Annotated in this window: 15 protein-coding genes; 4 read left to right on the forward strand and 11 right to left on the reverse strand. The window is 68.6% G+C overall.

Annotated elements, in window-relative coordinates; translation table 11 throughout:
• Nucleotides 1–229 precede the first annotated feature (229 nt).
• Complete coding sequence (locus AC2IPW_RS22465; protein ID WP_486375736.1) at nt 230–1036, reverse strand: SDR family NAD(P)-dependent oxidoreductase; 807 nt, start codon at nt 1034–1036, stop codon at nt 230–232.
• A 126-nt stretch (nt 1037–1162) separates the two neighbouring features.
• On the opposite strand from AC2IPW_RS22465, the gene AC2IPW_RS22470 reads away from it, so the two are divergent.
• The 4 genes from AC2IPW_RS22470 (at nt 1163) to AC2IPW_RS22485 (ending at nt 5109) form a co-directional block, all read left to right on the forward strand.
• Nucleotides 1163–1951, forward strand: coding sequence for a FadR/GntR family transcriptional regulator (locus AC2IPW_RS22470; protein WP_486375737.1), 789 nt, complete (start codon nt 1163–1165; stop codon nt 1949–1951).
• Between the two features lie 103 nt (nt 1952–2054).
• Nucleotides 2055–3308 carry an MFS transporter gene (locus AC2IPW_RS22475; protein ID WP_486375738.1) on the forward strand — a complete coding sequence of 418 codons (1254 nt, stop codon included), beginning with the start codon at nt 2055–2057 and terminating at the stop codon, nt 3306–3308.
• A 137-nt stretch (nt 3309–3445) separates the two neighbouring features.
• Nucleotides 3446–4342 carry an enoyl-CoA hydratase gene (locus AC2IPW_RS22480; RefSeq protein WP_486375739.1) on the forward strand — a complete coding sequence of 299 codons (897 nt, stop codon included), beginning with the start codon at nt 3446–3448 and terminating at the stop codon, nt 4340–4342.
• Between the two features lie 50 nt (nt 4343–4392).
• Complete coding sequence (locus tag AC2IPW_RS22485) at nt 4393–5109, forward strand: SDR family NAD(P)-dependent oxidoreductase (RefSeq protein ID WP_486375740.1); 717 nt, start codon at nt 4393–4395, stop codon at nt 5107–5109.
• 3 nt (nt 5110–5112) lie between these two features.
• Here the strand turns inward: AC2IPW_RS22485 and AC2IPW_RS22490 are convergent, their stop codons facing one another.
• The 10 genes from AC2IPW_RS22490 to AC2IPW_RS22535 form a co-directional block, all read right to left on the reverse strand.
• A complete protein-coding gene (locus tag AC2IPW_RS22490) occupies nt 5113–5991 on the reverse strand; it encodes a TIGR03619 family F420-dependent LLM class oxidoreductase (protein ID WP_486375741.1) in 879 nt (292 codons plus the stop codon).
• 89 nt (nt 5992–6080) lie between these two features.
• Nucleotides 6081–7202, reverse strand: a complete 1122-nt coding sequence (locus tag AC2IPW_RS22495; RefSeq protein WP_486375742.1) for a phosphotransferase family protein — start codon at nt 7200–7202, stop codon at nt 6081–6083.
• Nucleotides 7202–8491, reverse strand: coding sequence for an acyl-CoA dehydrogenase family protein (locus tag AC2IPW_RS22500; RefSeq protein ID WP_486375743.1), 1290 nt, complete (start codon nt 8489–8491; stop codon nt 7202–7204). The genes AC2IPW_RS22495 and AC2IPW_RS22500 overlap by 1 nt, the downstream gene beginning before the upstream one ends.
• Nucleotides 8492–8529: 38 nt before the next feature.
• On the reverse strand, nt 8530–9672 hold the full coding sequence (locus tag AC2IPW_RS22505) for a thiolase family protein (RefSeq protein ID WP_486375744.1): 1143 nt from the start codon (nt 9670–9672) through the stop codon (nt 8530–8532).
• Entirely contained in the window at nt 9669–10106 is a 438-nt protein-coding gene (locus tag AC2IPW_RS22510; RefSeq protein ID WP_486375745.1) for a Zn-ribbon domain-containing OB-fold protein, read from the reverse strand. The genes AC2IPW_RS22505 and AC2IPW_RS22510 overlap by 4 nt, the downstream gene beginning before the upstream one ends.
• Entirely contained in the window at nt 10103–10591 is a 489-nt protein-coding gene (locus AC2IPW_RS22515; protein ID WP_486375746.1) for a Zn-ribbon domain-containing OB-fold protein, read from the reverse strand. The genes AC2IPW_RS22510 and AC2IPW_RS22515 overlap by 4 nt, the downstream gene beginning before the upstream one ends.
• Nucleotides 10588–11775, reverse strand: coding sequence for a thiolase C-terminal domain-containing protein (locus AC2IPW_RS22520; protein ID WP_486375747.1), 1188 nt, complete (start codon nt 11773–11775; stop codon nt 10588–10590). The genes AC2IPW_RS22515 and AC2IPW_RS22520 overlap by 4 nt, the downstream gene beginning before the upstream one ends.
• A gap of 91 nt (nt 11776–11866) precedes the next feature.
• On the reverse strand, nt 11867–12679 hold the full coding sequence (locus AC2IPW_RS22525; protein ID WP_486375748.1) for an SDR family NAD(P)-dependent oxidoreductase: 813 nt from the start codon (nt 12677–12679) through the stop codon (nt 11867–11869).
• Nucleotides 12676–13503: a mycofactocin-coupled SDR family oxidoreductase gene (locus AC2IPW_RS22530; RefSeq protein ID WP_003934401.1), complete on the reverse strand. Its 828-nt coding sequence runs from the start codon at nt 13501–13503 to the stop codon at nt 12676–12678. Before AC2IPW_RS22530 ends, AC2IPW_RS22525 begins: the two co-directional genes overlap by 4 nt.
• A gap of 85 nt (nt 13504–13588) precedes the next feature.
• Complete coding sequence (locus AC2IPW_RS22535) at nt 13589–14707, reverse strand: ABC transporter substrate-binding protein (protein WP_486375749.1); 1119 nt, start codon at nt 14705–14707, stop codon at nt 13589–13591.
• Nucleotides 14708–14729 lie beyond the last annotated feature (22 nt).

The raw sequence follows: 14729 nt of genomic DNA on the forward strand, positions 1-14729 counted from the left end.
GTACCGCAGTCGCATTCGGCTGCACCGCTTTCGGCATACGGGGCAGTTGCGCTGCGCGTGGTGGTGGTTCCGGCCGGCCGCAGCGACGTGCGGGCACGGATTCGGCGAGCAGCTCCAGAGAGGGAGCGGAAACACCATAACTATAGCAAGGTTTTATGCGTTGTACATCACATCGACGGAGGTCGCCGGTTCAGCGACCGGGACCGGCACACCCCTCGGGTGCGGGAAATCAGTACAGAGACTCCCCGCCGTCGACGACGAGGTTCGTCCCGGTGACGAACGCGGACTCCGGCCCGGCGAGGTACAGGGCCGCGCTCGCCATGTCCGCCGGCGTACCGGCGCGCCCCATGGGCACGGTGGCGGCACGTTCGTCGAAGAGCGAATTGCGCTCCTGCGTAAGCGGGGTCGCCGTGATTCCGGGGGACAGCGCATTGACCCGGACACCCGTCGAGGCGAGCTCGAACGCAGCCATTCGCACCAACTGGTTGAGACCGGCCTTCGCGGTGCCGTACGGCACCAGACTCGGCCGCACTCCCAGCGCCCGGATCGACGAGACCACGACGATCGAGCGGTTCGTCCCCTCGTGGGGGACCATCGCGCGGGCCGCAGCCTGCACGCACCGGAACGTGCCGGTGAGGTTGAGATCGATACAGGCCTGCCACTGCTCCTCGGTGAGTTCGAGGAACGGCGCCACGGTGCCGCTGCCGGCGTTCGCGATCAGGATGTTGAGCGATCCGAACTCCCGCTCGGCCCGCTCGAACATCGCCGCCACCGAGTCGGCGTCCGCGATGTCGGCCACGATGCCCGAGACCCGCGACTCGTCGCCGCATCGAGCGCGCAGCGACGCGACCGCCTCGTCGAGGACCTCGGGGCGACGGGCGGCTACCGCGACCGTCGCGCCGGCGTCGAGCAACCGTTCCGCGATGCCGCGACCTATACCTTCGCTACCACCTGTGACCAGGGCACTCTGCCCCGCCAGTGACTGGTGCCGCGAGTAGGAGTGCTGCGAATAGTGTTCCACTGTGTGCTGCGTCATAAGTTTGGTATAGCATTAGATACGAAATATTGGCATGGTTAATAGGGAGGACGCGGTCGGGAGGGTCTCGGTCCCTATACTCGTCACCATCCCGATCGCCGACCGAACAACCGACGAGGACATCGAATGACGCGCAACACCATGGGTTCTCCCGCAGGAACCGCGGCCCTCCGACGCGCCATCGCGATGACACGGAACGAGAAGGTCTCGCGGACGGTCGCGCGCATGGTCGCCAAGGACATCGCCGACCGCCGACTCGGCCCGGGTTCCGCGCTCGAGTCCGAGAACGACATGGCCAAGCGGTTCGGGGTCGGCCGCGCGTCGGTGCGAGAGGGCCTGCGCCTGCTCGAGGCGCAGGGGCTGGTGACGGTCCGGCAGGGCTTGGGCGGGGGACCGATCGTGTCCGAACCCTCGGGCTCCGAGTTCGGCGACACGCTGTCGATGTACCTGCAGGCGAACGGTATTCAGTTCCGTGAAGTGGCCGAGGCGGCCCTGGAGATGGAAGGCCTGGCCGCAGCCATGCTCGCCGATCGGATCGCCGCCGGTGAGGACGTCGACCTCACCCCTCTGGCCGCCCACGACGTCAGCCCCGACATGTCGAACGAGGAGTTCACCGAGACCGCCACCGGATTTCACACCGCGTTGCGAAACCTGACGGGGAACTACGTCCTGAATCTGACCGGTTCGGCCCTCGCCCACCTGTACACCGACCGGGTGCTCGGCGCCCACCCCGAGGAATGGGACGAGAACGATCGGGAGTCGGTCACCGAACCGCACCGCCGGATCCACGACGCCATCGCCGCTGGCAACGCCGAACTCGCCCGCACTCTGACCCGTGCACACATGCGCGAGGTCATCGACCGCATCAGCCGTCTGAACCCACGCCTCCTCGACGAGCGGGTGGAGTGGCTCTGACCGGCTAGTCCGCTCCTCGTCGTTCAGTCCGCGCCACCCAGGGCACGCACGGGCTGCGAACGCGTCCGGGTCCCGTCGAGCGACGAACGAAAGCGGAGACCCTTTGACGACCACACCTCCCACGCCTACCGACGAGACGTCCTTCCCGGCGGGATCGTCCACAGCAGCGCCCGCACCCCGGCCGGCCGTCGTGCCGGGGCGGACGAAGCAACCGCGTGCGGTATGGGCGATCACGTTCGCCGTGATCGTCGCATTCATGGGCATCGGCGTGGTCAGTCCGATACTGCTCCCGCTGGCCGAGCAACTCGGGGGCACACCGTCACAGGTGTCGTTGCTGTTCACCGGCTACATGGCCGTGATGGGGCTCGCAATGCTCGTGACCGGCGCGGTCTCCAGCCGCATCGGCATCCGCAGGACTCTGTTGTTCGGCCTGTTCGTCATCGCGGGGTGCGCACTGGGCGCGAGCCTGTCGGGGACCCTCGGTCAGATCATCGGCTTCCGTGCCGGCTGGGGCCTGGGGAATGCACTGTTCGTCGCGACCGCATTGGCCGCGATCGTCGGTGCCGCGGCCGGCGGTGCACCGAGGGTCATCGTGTTCTACGAATCGGCCGTCGGCATCGGCATCGCGACGGGCCCGCTCGTCGGGGGGCTCCTGGGTCAGATCTCTTGGCGCGCCGCCTTCCTCGGCGCTGCCGCGCTCATGGCCGTGGCATTCGCGTTGCTCGTGGTACTGCTACCACCCCCGACGACGCCCGACCAACCGGCCCCGCTCCTTGCACCGCTCCGGGCGTTCGGGCATGCGGGTCTGCTGTCGATCGCGCTCGTCTCCCTGCTGTACCACCTCGGGCTCTTCGCCCTGTTCGCATACGCACCGTTCGTCCTCGAACTCGATCCTCTGCCGCTCGGATTCGTCTTCTCCGGCTGGGGCATGTGTGTGGTGATCTCGGCGGTGTCCGTCGCGCCTCGGCTGCGCACCGCCCTGGGTGCGATCGGCGCGACCGCCCTGGGTCTGGCCCTGTTCGCCGTCACTCTTGCGGTCGTGGCCGTGTTCACCGGCAACCGACCGGCGGTCGTGGCGTGCATTGTCGTCTCGGGCCTGTTCCTCGGCGTCCTCAACACCCTGGTGACCGAGATCGGCATGGACACCGCACCGGTGGCCGGGAGCACCGCAGCCGCGGCGTACAGCTTCGTGCGCTTCGGCGGCGGCGCGATCGCCCCGTGGGCCGCAAGCTGGATGGGCGAGGTCTTCAACCCGCACGTTCCGTTCGCCACCGCCGCGGGCGCCGTCGCCCTCGCGCTGGGGGTGCTCGCCCTCGGCCGACGTCGACTGCCCGCTCACCACCGTCGGCAGCATTGAGCTGCAAAGGTTTACAAGATGCTGGTGACTTGTGCCACAACGGGCGGTACGGTAGAAATAACCCTATCGAATATTGGCATGTTTTGCCGGAGTCGGGGGCACCGTCGGCCGGCACGCCTAACTCCGTGAGGAACGCGATGACCGACTACCAGTACCTGACCTACGAGTCCCTCGATGCGGGCCGAATCGTCCGCATCATGCTGGACCGCCCGAAGCAGCGCAACGCCCAGAACCGGGGCCTGCTCGTCGAGCTCGGCGAGGCCTACGCACGCGCGGAAGCCGACGACGCGGTGCGCGTGGTCATCCTCGGAGGTCACGGACCAGCCTTCTCGGCCGGGCACGATCTCGGTTCCTCCGACGACGTGCGCGAACGTACTCCCGGTCCGGACCAGCACGTCACCTACGCCTGCAACGGCGCCACCTACTCCGAGATCGAGATGCGCCACCACCAGGAGTGGCACTACTACTTCGAGAACACCCGCCGCTGGCGCAACCTTCGCAAGATCACCATCGCGCAGGTGCACGGAGCCGTGTACTCCGCCGCGCTCATGTTGATGTGGAGCTGCGATCTGATCGTCGCATCCGAGGACACCACGTTCGCGGACGTCGTCGGCACCCGGCTGGGGATGTGCGGCGTCGAGTATTTCGCCCATCCGTGGGAGTTCGGTCTCCGCAAGACCAAGGAACTTCTGCTGACCGGTGACTGCCTCGATGCGGCCGATGCTCACGCCCTCGGCATGGTTTCGAAGATCTTCCCCGAGAACGAACTCGCCGACTCGACCCTCGCATTCGCGCGCCGGATCGCCCGGGTCCCTACGATGGCGGCCCTGCTGATCAAGGAGTCGGTGAATCAGAGCCAGGACGCCGGCGGATTCCAGTCCGCGCTCGACGCGGGCTTCACCCTGCACCAGCTCAATCACGCGCACTGGTCTGCACTGACCCGCGGCGACACCTGCATCGGCACGGCCGAGCACGGTCTCGACGACTGGCGCACGGCCCCCGAGATCCGGCGCGCCGACCCTCGCGTGCCCTGACCGCCTCACCCATCCCGGATCGCTCATTCAGATCTCGAAAGGCCGTGCCCATGAACGAGAAGTCCCCTGCCCGCACCGTGATCGTCACCGGCGGCACCGGCGGCCTCGGCGTTGCCGTCACCCGACACCTCCTCGACACCGGCTGGCGACTGGTGGTCCCCTGGTACGTCGATGCCGAACTCGACCGCATCGCTCCGCACCCGAATCTCGAGACGATCCGCGCCGATCTGTCCGACGAGCAGGCCGTCGAGGCGATCGTGGAGTGCGCGACGAAGGACGAGGACCGGCCGCTGTACGGCGTGGTCAACCTCGTCGGCGGATTCGCTGCCGGCCGCCGGGTCCACGAAACGCCCATCGAGGTCCTCGAGACCCAGCTGTCGATCAACCTCACGATCGCCTACCGCGTCATCCAAGCCGCCCTACCCGAACTCATCCGCCACGGCGGCGGGTCCGTGGTGTGCATCGGCTCCGCCGCCGCCGTCCGGCCCTTCCCCGGCGCCGCCACCTACGTCGCGTCCAAGGCTGCCGTCTCCGCCCTCGTCCAGGCACTTGCAGTCGAGTACGCCGACGACAACATCCGGGTGAACGGCCTGCTGCCCACCATGATCGACACCCCCGCCAACCGCGCCGCGATGCCCGAGGCCGACCGCTCCAGCTGGGCCCGCCCCACCGACATCGCCGAGGTCATCGGCTTCCTGCTCGGTGATTCCTCGCGCGCGGTCAGCGGCGCGTCGATCCCGGTCGTGAACGTCGCAGGCTCGGACTGACCCTCACACCCGCGACGGTCCCACACCCAGGCGATCGGCGGCCGCGGTCAGGAAGGCGCGGCGCTCTTCGGCGGAGTCGCCCTTCCAGACCGAGTCGGCCCAGACCACGACGTCCTCGATGCCGTGGTCGCGGTACCGGCGCAGGTCCGCCGAAGTCGCCGCGTCGACCCGCACGTAGCACGGGAACTCGCCGATCCGACCGAATTCGCGCCGAAGCCTGCGAATCTCGTTCACCATCTCCACCGCCTGCTCGAAGCTCGGGGTGCCGGAGGAGAACCATCCGTCTCCCAGCCGCGCCGCGCGGGCAAGCGCCTTCGGACCGTTGCCGCCGTGGATGACGGGCACGTGCACGGGGCGAGGATGCAGTTGTACCTCATCGAACCGGTAGTGCTCGCCCTCGTGGGAGAACGGCCCGCCCGACCACGCCTTCCTCAGGATGGTCACGCACTCGTCGGTTCGCGAGAAGCGTTTGCGGAACGGCACGTCCAGCGCTGCGAACTCCTCCTCGAGCCAACCGGCACCGACCCCGAAGAGCAGGCGACCACCGCTGAGTTCCTGCACGGTGATGGTGGTACGCGCAGTGTGCAGCGGGTGCCGCAGCGCAGCGACATACACGGCCGTGCCCAGTTTGATGCGGTTCGTGGTCGCGGCCACGGCCGCGTGCACCGCCCACGGATCCGTCAGCTCCGTCGACACATCGACGATGGGTCCCGTGTGGTGCTGCGCCGTCCCCGTCGACGGGTGGCTGCTGGAGTAGGCGACCGGATGGAGCACGTGCTCCCCCAGCCACAGTGCGTCGAATCCCAGATCATCGGCGCAGGTCGCCAGTTCGAGAAGTTCGGTGGGATTCATCCCGTATGCGCTCAGTCCGACGGAGGCCATGGGGGTTCGCCTTTCGTGTGATCGGTGGTGAGACGACTCGTCCGCGCGGTAGCCGGTGCCACCGCGCGGACGGGCGTGCGGAGGCGAGGTCAGGCAGGGAGCAGGCCGAGCGCGCGACGCGCGAGCGGTGCGACGAATTCGCCGCGCTGACCCATCCGCGCGTCGGTGGTCTCGCCGCGCACGAACCGAGCGTAGAGCTGCTGCAGAACGACCACGGTCTTCCAGCATCCGAACGCCTCGTACCAATCGATGCGCGACAGGTCCAGACGGCTGCCGTTCGCGTACCGCGCGACCACCTCCGCCCGCGACGGCAGGTCGAGGCCGTGCATGCCGGGCACGACGATGAACGCCGCGTCCGAGGCCGGATCCACGGTCCGGTCCGGCCAGTAGTTGAGCAGCGTGCCCAGGTCGACCAGCACGTCCCCGGTCGTGGCCATGTCCCAGTCGAACACCGACTTGACCCGGTCCGGGTCGCCGTGGGGGAACTGGCAGTTGTCGACCTTGTAGTCGTTGTGGACGATCCCGGCCCGCTGGCTCGCCGGGATCGCCGCACGGATCCGCCGGGTCACCTCGGCCACGAGCGCCGCGGTCTCGGCCGGGGCGTACTCGGCGACGGCGTCCCATCGCGCCGACCAGCCCCGCACCTGGCGCTCGAGGTAGCCCTCGGGCCGGCCGAGGCCGGCCAGGTCGCATGCGGCGGGGTCGACCGCATGCAGGTCCGCGAGCGCGTCGATCACCGCGAAGCCGATCCGCCGGCCGGCGTCGTCGACGCCGGACATCGAGTCGGGCACCGAATCCCACACCACGACGCCGTCACGGTACTCGGAGACGAAGAACTCGGCGCCGACGACACTCTCGTCCGCACAGTGCAACAGTGCCCGGGGGGCGCGATCGTACTCGCGGTGCAGGCGGGACAGGACCCGATATTCGCGCGTCATGTCGTGAGCGCCCCGAGCGAGCTGACCGAAGGGCGGGCGGCGCACGACGAGGAGACGGTCGCCGAAGCCCACACGATAGGTGAGATTCGCCGAGCCGCGCGGGAACTGCAGGACGGAGAACTCCCCGTCGAGGTCGTCGAGGTGCCTCCGGAGGTATGCCTCGAGCGCGGCCCAGTCGAGGTCCTCCCCCGTGCGGACCGGCGCGACCTCCGTGCGTGGCTCCTCGACGCTCGGGGCCGAGGGCTGCTCGTCGGACACGACCGAGCCCCCCATCACTGGGCTCCCACCGCGGGCAGGCCGAACTTGAGTTCGGCGGCCGCATCGAGCGCCGGCAGGTGCGTCGTCGGGAACAGGCCCGAGGCCGACGTGGCGTTCTTCAGCAGCTGCTTGGCGATCTGCTGCTTGTGCAGCTCGGTGGCGCCGTCGGCCAGGCCCATGTGGTAGCTCTCGAGCAGCCATTTGCCGAACGGCATCTCCTTCGAGATGCCGAGCGAGCCGTGCAGCTGGATCGCCCGGGACACGACGTTGTTGAGTACCTTGGGCATCACCATCTTCACGGCGGAAATGTCGGCGATGACCTTCTTGTAGTCGTCGAGTTCGTCGATCTTCCAGGCTGTCCGCAGGACGAGCAGGCGGAACTGCTCGAGCTCGGCCCACGACTCGGCGATCATGTCCTGCACCAGCTGCATGTCGGCGAGACTCCGGCCGCGCGTCTCACGAGACACCGCGCGCTCGAGCATCATGTCGAGCGAGGCGCGGACCAACCCGACGGTGCGCATCGCGTGATGGATGCGTCCGCCGCCCAGGCGGGTCTGCGCGACGGCGAAGCCCTCGCCCTCCTCGCCGAGCAGGTGGTCGGCGGGCACGCGCACATCGGTGTAACGGATGTAGGCGTGGGTACCCTCCGACTCGTTGTGTCCCCACACCCCGACGTTGCGGATGATCTCGATGCCCGGGGTGTCCATGGGGACGACGAACATCGACGCGCGCTTCGTCCGCGGCGCGGCGGGGTCGGTCACGGCCATCACGATCAGGAACGACGAGAACCGGGCGTGCGAGGAGAACCACTTCTCACCGTTGATGACGTAGTGGTCGCCGTCCCGGACGGCACGGGTGACGAAGCTGGTCGGATCCGAGCCGCCCTGCGGTTCGGTCATCGAGTAGCAGGACATGATGTCGCCGTCGATGAGGGGACGGAGGTACCGCTCCTTGAGTTCGGGTGTGCCGTAGTGCGCGAGGATCTCGGCGTTGCCGGAGTCCGGTGCCTGGCAGCCGAACACCACGGGGCCGCTGTGGGTCGCGCCGAGGATCTCGTTGAGCAGTGCGAGCTTGACCTGCCCGTAGCCCGGGCCGCCGAGCTTCGGACCCAGGTGGCACGCCCACAGGCCCTGCCCGCGCACGACGTCCTGCAGGGGCCGGATGAGCTTGTTCCGGGTGGGGTCGGTGACATCCCATGCGTGCTCGACGACGCGGTCGACCGGTGCGACCTCCTCGTCCACGAATCGCTGTACCCAGTCCAGCTTTTCCTGGAACTGCGGATCGGTTTCGAAATCCCATGCCATATCAGTGGTCTCCTACTCGGAAGGTGAATTCGCGACGCTCAGCGCGTGAGGACGGTGCAGGCGCTGATACCCGGCGCGCCGTACACGTGGGTGAAGCCGACCTTCGGCTCCCCCGGGACCTGCCGGTCCCCTGCCGCGCCGCGGAGTTGTACGACGTTCTCGTAGACCTGGCGCAGGCCGGTCGCGCCGATCGGCTCGCCGTTGGCCAGGCAGCCGCCGTCGGTGTTGACAGGGATCGAACCTCCGATCTCGGTGGCACCGGACCGGATGAGGGACTCCTGCTCGCCGTGCTTGCACAGTCCCGTCTCGGCGAGGTGCATGATCTCGGCTCCGGCCTCGGTGTCCTGGATCTGTGCGACGTCGACGTCCCCGGGTTCGATGCCGGCGGCCTCGAACGCCGCGCGGGACGCGGTGACGGTCGGGCCGTCGGCCCGCTCGGGTGACGTCCAGGGGCTGAACACCTCGAACGAGCCGAACTCTCGGGACCGCAGTTCCGCAGCGTCGAGAAACACCGGGGTATCGGTGTATTCGTGGGCCCGGTCCGCACGGGCGAGGACGAGGGCCACCCCTCCCTCGGCCGGTGAACAGAACATGTACTGCGTGAGCGGGTCGTTGACCATCGTGGAGCCGGCGATCTGCTCCTCCGTCAACGGTGTGCGGCGCCACGCGTGCGGGGCGAGCGCACCGTTGCGGAAGGCCTTGGCGGCGACCGTCGCGAGCAGCGACTTGGGCAAGTTGTGCTCGACGAGGTAACGCTGGATCTTCATTGCGAAGAACTGGGTGGTGACCATCATGCCGCTCTCGCCGTACCAGCGGCCGATCCCGTTGTCCTCGGGGCGGGCATTGAACGCGCCACGCGGGTGCTTGTCGAACCCGACGACCAGCCCCAGATCGGATTCGCCGGAACGGATCCGGCTGACCGCGGAGGTCAGGGCACTGCCCCCGGTCGCGCAGCCGTTCTTGACGTTGACGAACGGCAGCCCGGTCAGGCCGAGAGCGGAGACGAGTGTGTCGGCGTTGCCGGCCGAATCGCTGCCCCCGTAAGCGAACTGGATATCCCTGAACTCGACACCGGCATCGGCCAGGGCCTGCCGTGCCGCATGCGCGCCCTGTTCGAGCCCGCTGACACCCTCCGTGCGGCCGAACCTGTGGATGCCGACACCCACGATCGCGACCTTCATCGCTGCTCCTCACTGTTCGGGGCGAACGCGAACGTGACGATCTCGGTGCCGTCCTCGTCCACGTGGTTGACGATCGTGGTCAGCCGCATCGGCATGTCGATTCGCAACGCATCCGCATCGGCGACGGTCAGTCGGGACTCGACGATCACGTCACCGAGGGCGACGTAGCCGACGCCGAACGGCTCGAACGGCTCGACGCACTCGAACGGGCTCTTCGGGGCGAACGATTGCACCGTGTAGGACCACAGGGTCCCTTCACGCGGCAGTTCGAGGTCCGTCATCGCCTCCTCACCGCACCGCGGGCAACCGCGCTGGTACGGGAAGGTAACGGTGCTGCACGACGGGCAGCGGGCGCCGCGCAGCCCGGCCTCGGCGGCGCCACCGACGAACAGATCCGGGTCGATGGGGCGCCGCGTTGCGATGGAGGCGCTCATCGGCCGACTCCGTCCGCCGCGGCCGCGCGGTCGGTGTCGATTTCCCACACGGGCAGTACGACAGGGTTGCCCGCGGAGTCGGTACCGAGGTCCTCGAATGCGCTGCGCACCGGAGTGCCGGCTGTTACGTCGACGCGTCCGGGCAGGTTGCCGATCAGCCGAACCCCGTCCGCCTCACCGTCGACGTCGACGACGATCACCGTGTACGGCACAGGGAACAGCGGGTGGACCTGGTGCTCGACGACCGTGTGGGCGTAGACGCTGCCCGTGCGAGCGACCGGCTTCCAGCGCACCGACGTGCTCGCACAGTACACACACCGCGGCCGGGGCAGGTGTATGCGGCGGCCACAGTCTTCGCAGGTCAGGATAGCGAGTTCACCGTCGGCGGCGGCGTCGAAGAAGCCCCTGCTGGCGCGCTCGGTGACGAGGGGGCGCAGCCGGTCCCTGGTGGTGTCCGCCGGTGCGGCGGTGCCGCCGGCGCTCATGCCGACACCAGGATCAGCGCGCTGGCCGCCGGCGGCGGCGCGGAGGTGACGAGGGAGACCCGGGCTCCCTCGACCTGGCTCGTGGAGGTGCCGCGGATCTGCCGCACTCCCTCCACGACGTGGTTCATTCCGTGGATGTATCCCTCGGACATGTGTCCTCCACTCGTATTGATCGGGATCGACCCCCCGAGGTCGATCTGTCCGTCGGCGAGGAAGTCGCCGGTGTCCCCGCGCTTGCAGAAGCCGTAGTCCTCGAGCTGGATCAGCGCCGTGATCGAATAGCAGTCGTAGATCTGTGCGACGTCGACGTCGGCCGGTCCGAGCCCGGCCCGCGAGTACAGCGTCTCCTGACACACCCGCGACGGCAGGGCGGTGATGTCCTCACGCATGAGCGTCGGGTACATGAGGCCCGGCTGGGGGTGCGGACAGGTGGACATCGCGACCGATCGGATCAGGGCCGGTGTCTGCCTCAGGTCCTCGGCCCGTTCGGTGGTGGTGACGACGACTGCGGCGGCACCGTCGGTTTCGAGGCAGTAGTCGTACAGACGCAGCGGCGACGACAGCATGCGCGAGTCGAAGTAGTCGTCGAGCGTCATAGTGCGCTCGTACATCTGTGCAGCCGGATTGGTGTTGGCACGGCGGCGGGTCACGAGGGCGATCTGCGCGAGTTGCTCGGCGGTGAGGCCGGTCTCGGTCATGTAGCGCTGCGCGACCAGGGCGAAGTACTGGCCCGACGACAGCAGGCCGTAGGGGCCGAAGAACTCCTCGAACGTCTCGTTGCCCCCGACCTCGGGGGTGGCGACCGGGGACAGACCGAAGCGGCGGCCGGAACGGCCGTTGAGGGAGCGGAAGACCACGACGGTGGTCGCCTGCCCGCTCATGATCGCGGCGACGGCCTGCGCGACCATCGCGGCCGGGCCGGAGCCGCCGGGGCCGGCCTCGCCCCAGTAGGTCAGGTTCGGAACGCCCAGTCCGTCGGCCAGGGCCGCACACGAGACCAGGTCCATGTCGTTGCGGACGATGCCGTCGACATCGGCCGGAGTCAGTCCGGCATCGGCGAGGGCATTCGATGCGGCCTCGACGGCCAGAGCGGTGACCGACACACCGGAGTCACGGGAATACTCCGTCGTGCCGATGCCGGCGATCGCGCAGGCATCCCTGCGCCAGGTGGGGTCGGTGGACATAGACGGTCCTCTGCGTAGCGCTCGCCGGGAAGCGGCGGGCGGATGGGTTCGGTCGTGTTCGGAAGGGTGGGTGTGAGTGCCACCGGTCTCGTCAGTTCGCGGTCAGGCCACCGTCCGCGGCGATCGCGGCTCCGGTCATGAACGAGGCGTCGTCGGAGAGCAGGAACGCCACCACCGATGCCATCTCGCCCGGGTCGGCCGACCGCGCCAGCGCTGTGTTCTCGACGACCCGGCTGCGCGTGGCCTCCGGTTCCGGCCCTTGCAGCGCAGCGGAATTCGCACGCAGTCCGGTACTCACCAGACCCGGACACAGGCAGTTGGCCCGGATCCCCCGATCGGCGTACCCCATGGCGACCGAGCGGGTCAGTTGCAGGACGCCTCCCTTCGACGCGTCGTAGCCGGGAGTGTTCAGATTCGTGGACACGAGGGACGCAACCGATCCGACGGTGACGATCGAACCCCCGCCGGCGTCGAGCAGGTGCGGAATCGACGCCCGCAGCGGCAGGAAGGTGCCGGTGAGGTTCACCCGCAGGATGCGCTCCCAGTGCTCCAGGTCCATCTCGTGCAACATCGCGGTGCCCGAGATGCCCGCGCACGTGACCACCCCGTCCAGACCACCGAGTTCTGCGACAGCCGCGCGTACGGCTGCGGCGACGGAGGACTCGTCGCCGACGTCGCATGCCGATCCGATCACGGTGCCGCCGGCCGCCCGCACCGCGTCGGCGACCTCTACGGCCGCGCCCTCACGGGCGTCGGTGACCGCGACGGCTGCGCCCTCGGCGGCGAGCCGGTGTGCGACGGCCGCCCCGATTCCACTGCCGCCGCCGGTGAGGAACACCCGTCGTCCGGCGAGCCGCCGAGTCAGGTCCGCGGATGTCGTTCCGCGAGTGTCGGTGATCGTCACAACCGGACCCCCATGTCGACGGGCAGTGCGACCCCGGTGATGAACTGGGCTTCGTCGGAGGCCAGGAACAGCACGGCGTTGCTCAAGTGGGCCGCCGAAACCCATCCGACGCCCATCGGATTGCGATCTTTGGAGCGTTCCCACAGGTCTTCGCGACCGGGATTGTCCAGATCCGGACCGAAGATCCGGAAGGTGGCGTCGTTCAGCAGCATCGGGGTTTCGACGGCGCTCGGATTGACGGTGTTGACCCGGATGCCGTGCGGGCCGAGTTCCGCGGCGAGCGTGCGCATCAGACCCATGACACCGCTCTTGGAGGCGTTGTAGTGCGCGATGTTGGCGGACCCGAGCATGGCCTGGATCGAGCTCGTGATGACGATCGATCCACCGTGACCGGCCTCGATCATCGCCGGCACGACCGCCTTGACGGTATGGAAGGCGCCGGTGAGGTTGACGTCGAGCATGTCCTGCCACTCGGTGTCGCTGAGCTCCCACGTGGGGCGGAAGCCGACGATGCCGGCGTTGGCGGCGACGATGTCGATGTGGCCGAACTCCGCGAGGGCCTCGTCGACGACCGCGTCGAGTTGCTCCTGGCTGCGCACATCGGCGGTGCGCGCCAGTACACGCCGGCCGGTCGCGGCGACCAAGGCCTCGGTCTCCTTCAATTCGACCTCGGTCGCGAGCGGGTAGGGCACCGAGTCGATCCCGGTGCAAGCATCGAGGATGACGACATCCGCACCCTCCTGCGCGAACCGCAGCGCGTGCGACCGGCCCTGGCCCCGGGCTGCGCCCGTGACGAGTGCGACCTTGCCTTCAACTCTTCCCATCAATCCGTCTCCTTCTCGGAAGTATCGTCGTGTGTCCAGGCCGGTTCCAGAGCGCCGCACGACCGGACGCTGTTGCCTGCCGTCGTCACTGGTTGAACAGCTGGCCGAAGCGAAGCTTCAGCGCCTCCAGCGCCTCGGGAGTCATCGCCCTCAGGTCCTGCGGAGCCACCGTGTCGATCGTTGTCACCGCCGACGAGACGCCTGGCAGCACGGCCGCGTTGCGGAACGAGAGCGCCTCCTGCCCGGACGGCGTGATCATGTAGTTGGCGAGGAGCTGGGAAGCGTTGGGGTGCGGGGCTTTCGCGAGAATCGAGGTGTACATCGGGGCACCCCACACGAGCTTGTCGAACCCGCTGTCGACCGGTGCACCGTTCTTCTTCTCCACCGTCTGGTCCTGGGCGAACACCGTCGCGGCGATCTCGCCGGACGCGAGGGCCTGCGCGACCGGCAGCGCGCCGGGGTAGATCCGCGGCTTCTGTGCGGCGAGCTTCTCGACGAAGCCCTCACCACCGACCTGCTCGAGGTAGCTGCCGTAGAAGTCGACGTGCGCGGTCGATGTCGGCAGCACGATGCCGATCTTGCCGTCCGCCAGCGCCGGGTCGAGCAAGTCCTCGTAGCTTTCCAGTCCCGCGGGGTACCGGTCGGTGTTCCAGCCGAAGGTCAGCACGGAGGCGCCGGTGACGAAGTCGCCGGACTCACGCAGCAACGTGTCGGTGTCGTATTCGGAGGCCGGGTCGGTGAAGGCCGGGCCGATCGGCTTCACGACACCGCCGGCAGCGGCGAGCTCGACGACCCAGGGAGAGGTGGCCTGGGTGACGATGTCGGCAACCTGGTTGCCGGTGGCCGCCTCCGCCCCGACCTTCTGGTGGATGTTCGCATCGACGTCACGGACGACGTTCACTCGGATGCCGTAGTCCGCCTCGAATCGGCGGCCCAGTTCGGCAAGGGCGTCGGCCGCATTGGACGAGTAGATCGTGACCTCGCCCTCCGTCCTGGCGGCCTCGACGACCTGCTGCCAGGCCGAGTCCCCGGCCGGGCCGGTGGCGCCGACGAACTCCGAGGTGATGCGATCGTCGCCGCCCCCACCGCATGCGGCGAGCATCGTGGACACGACGGCGACGGCGATCCCGGCGGTGGCGCGGGTGAGGGAGGACCGGCGACGGACGGTGCGGTCAGGGCGCGAGCGCCGGGCGAGAAGGTGCATGCTGGACGACTCCTGTAGGACG

This window comes from Rhodococcus sp. NS-SX18 (assembly GCF_057367935.1).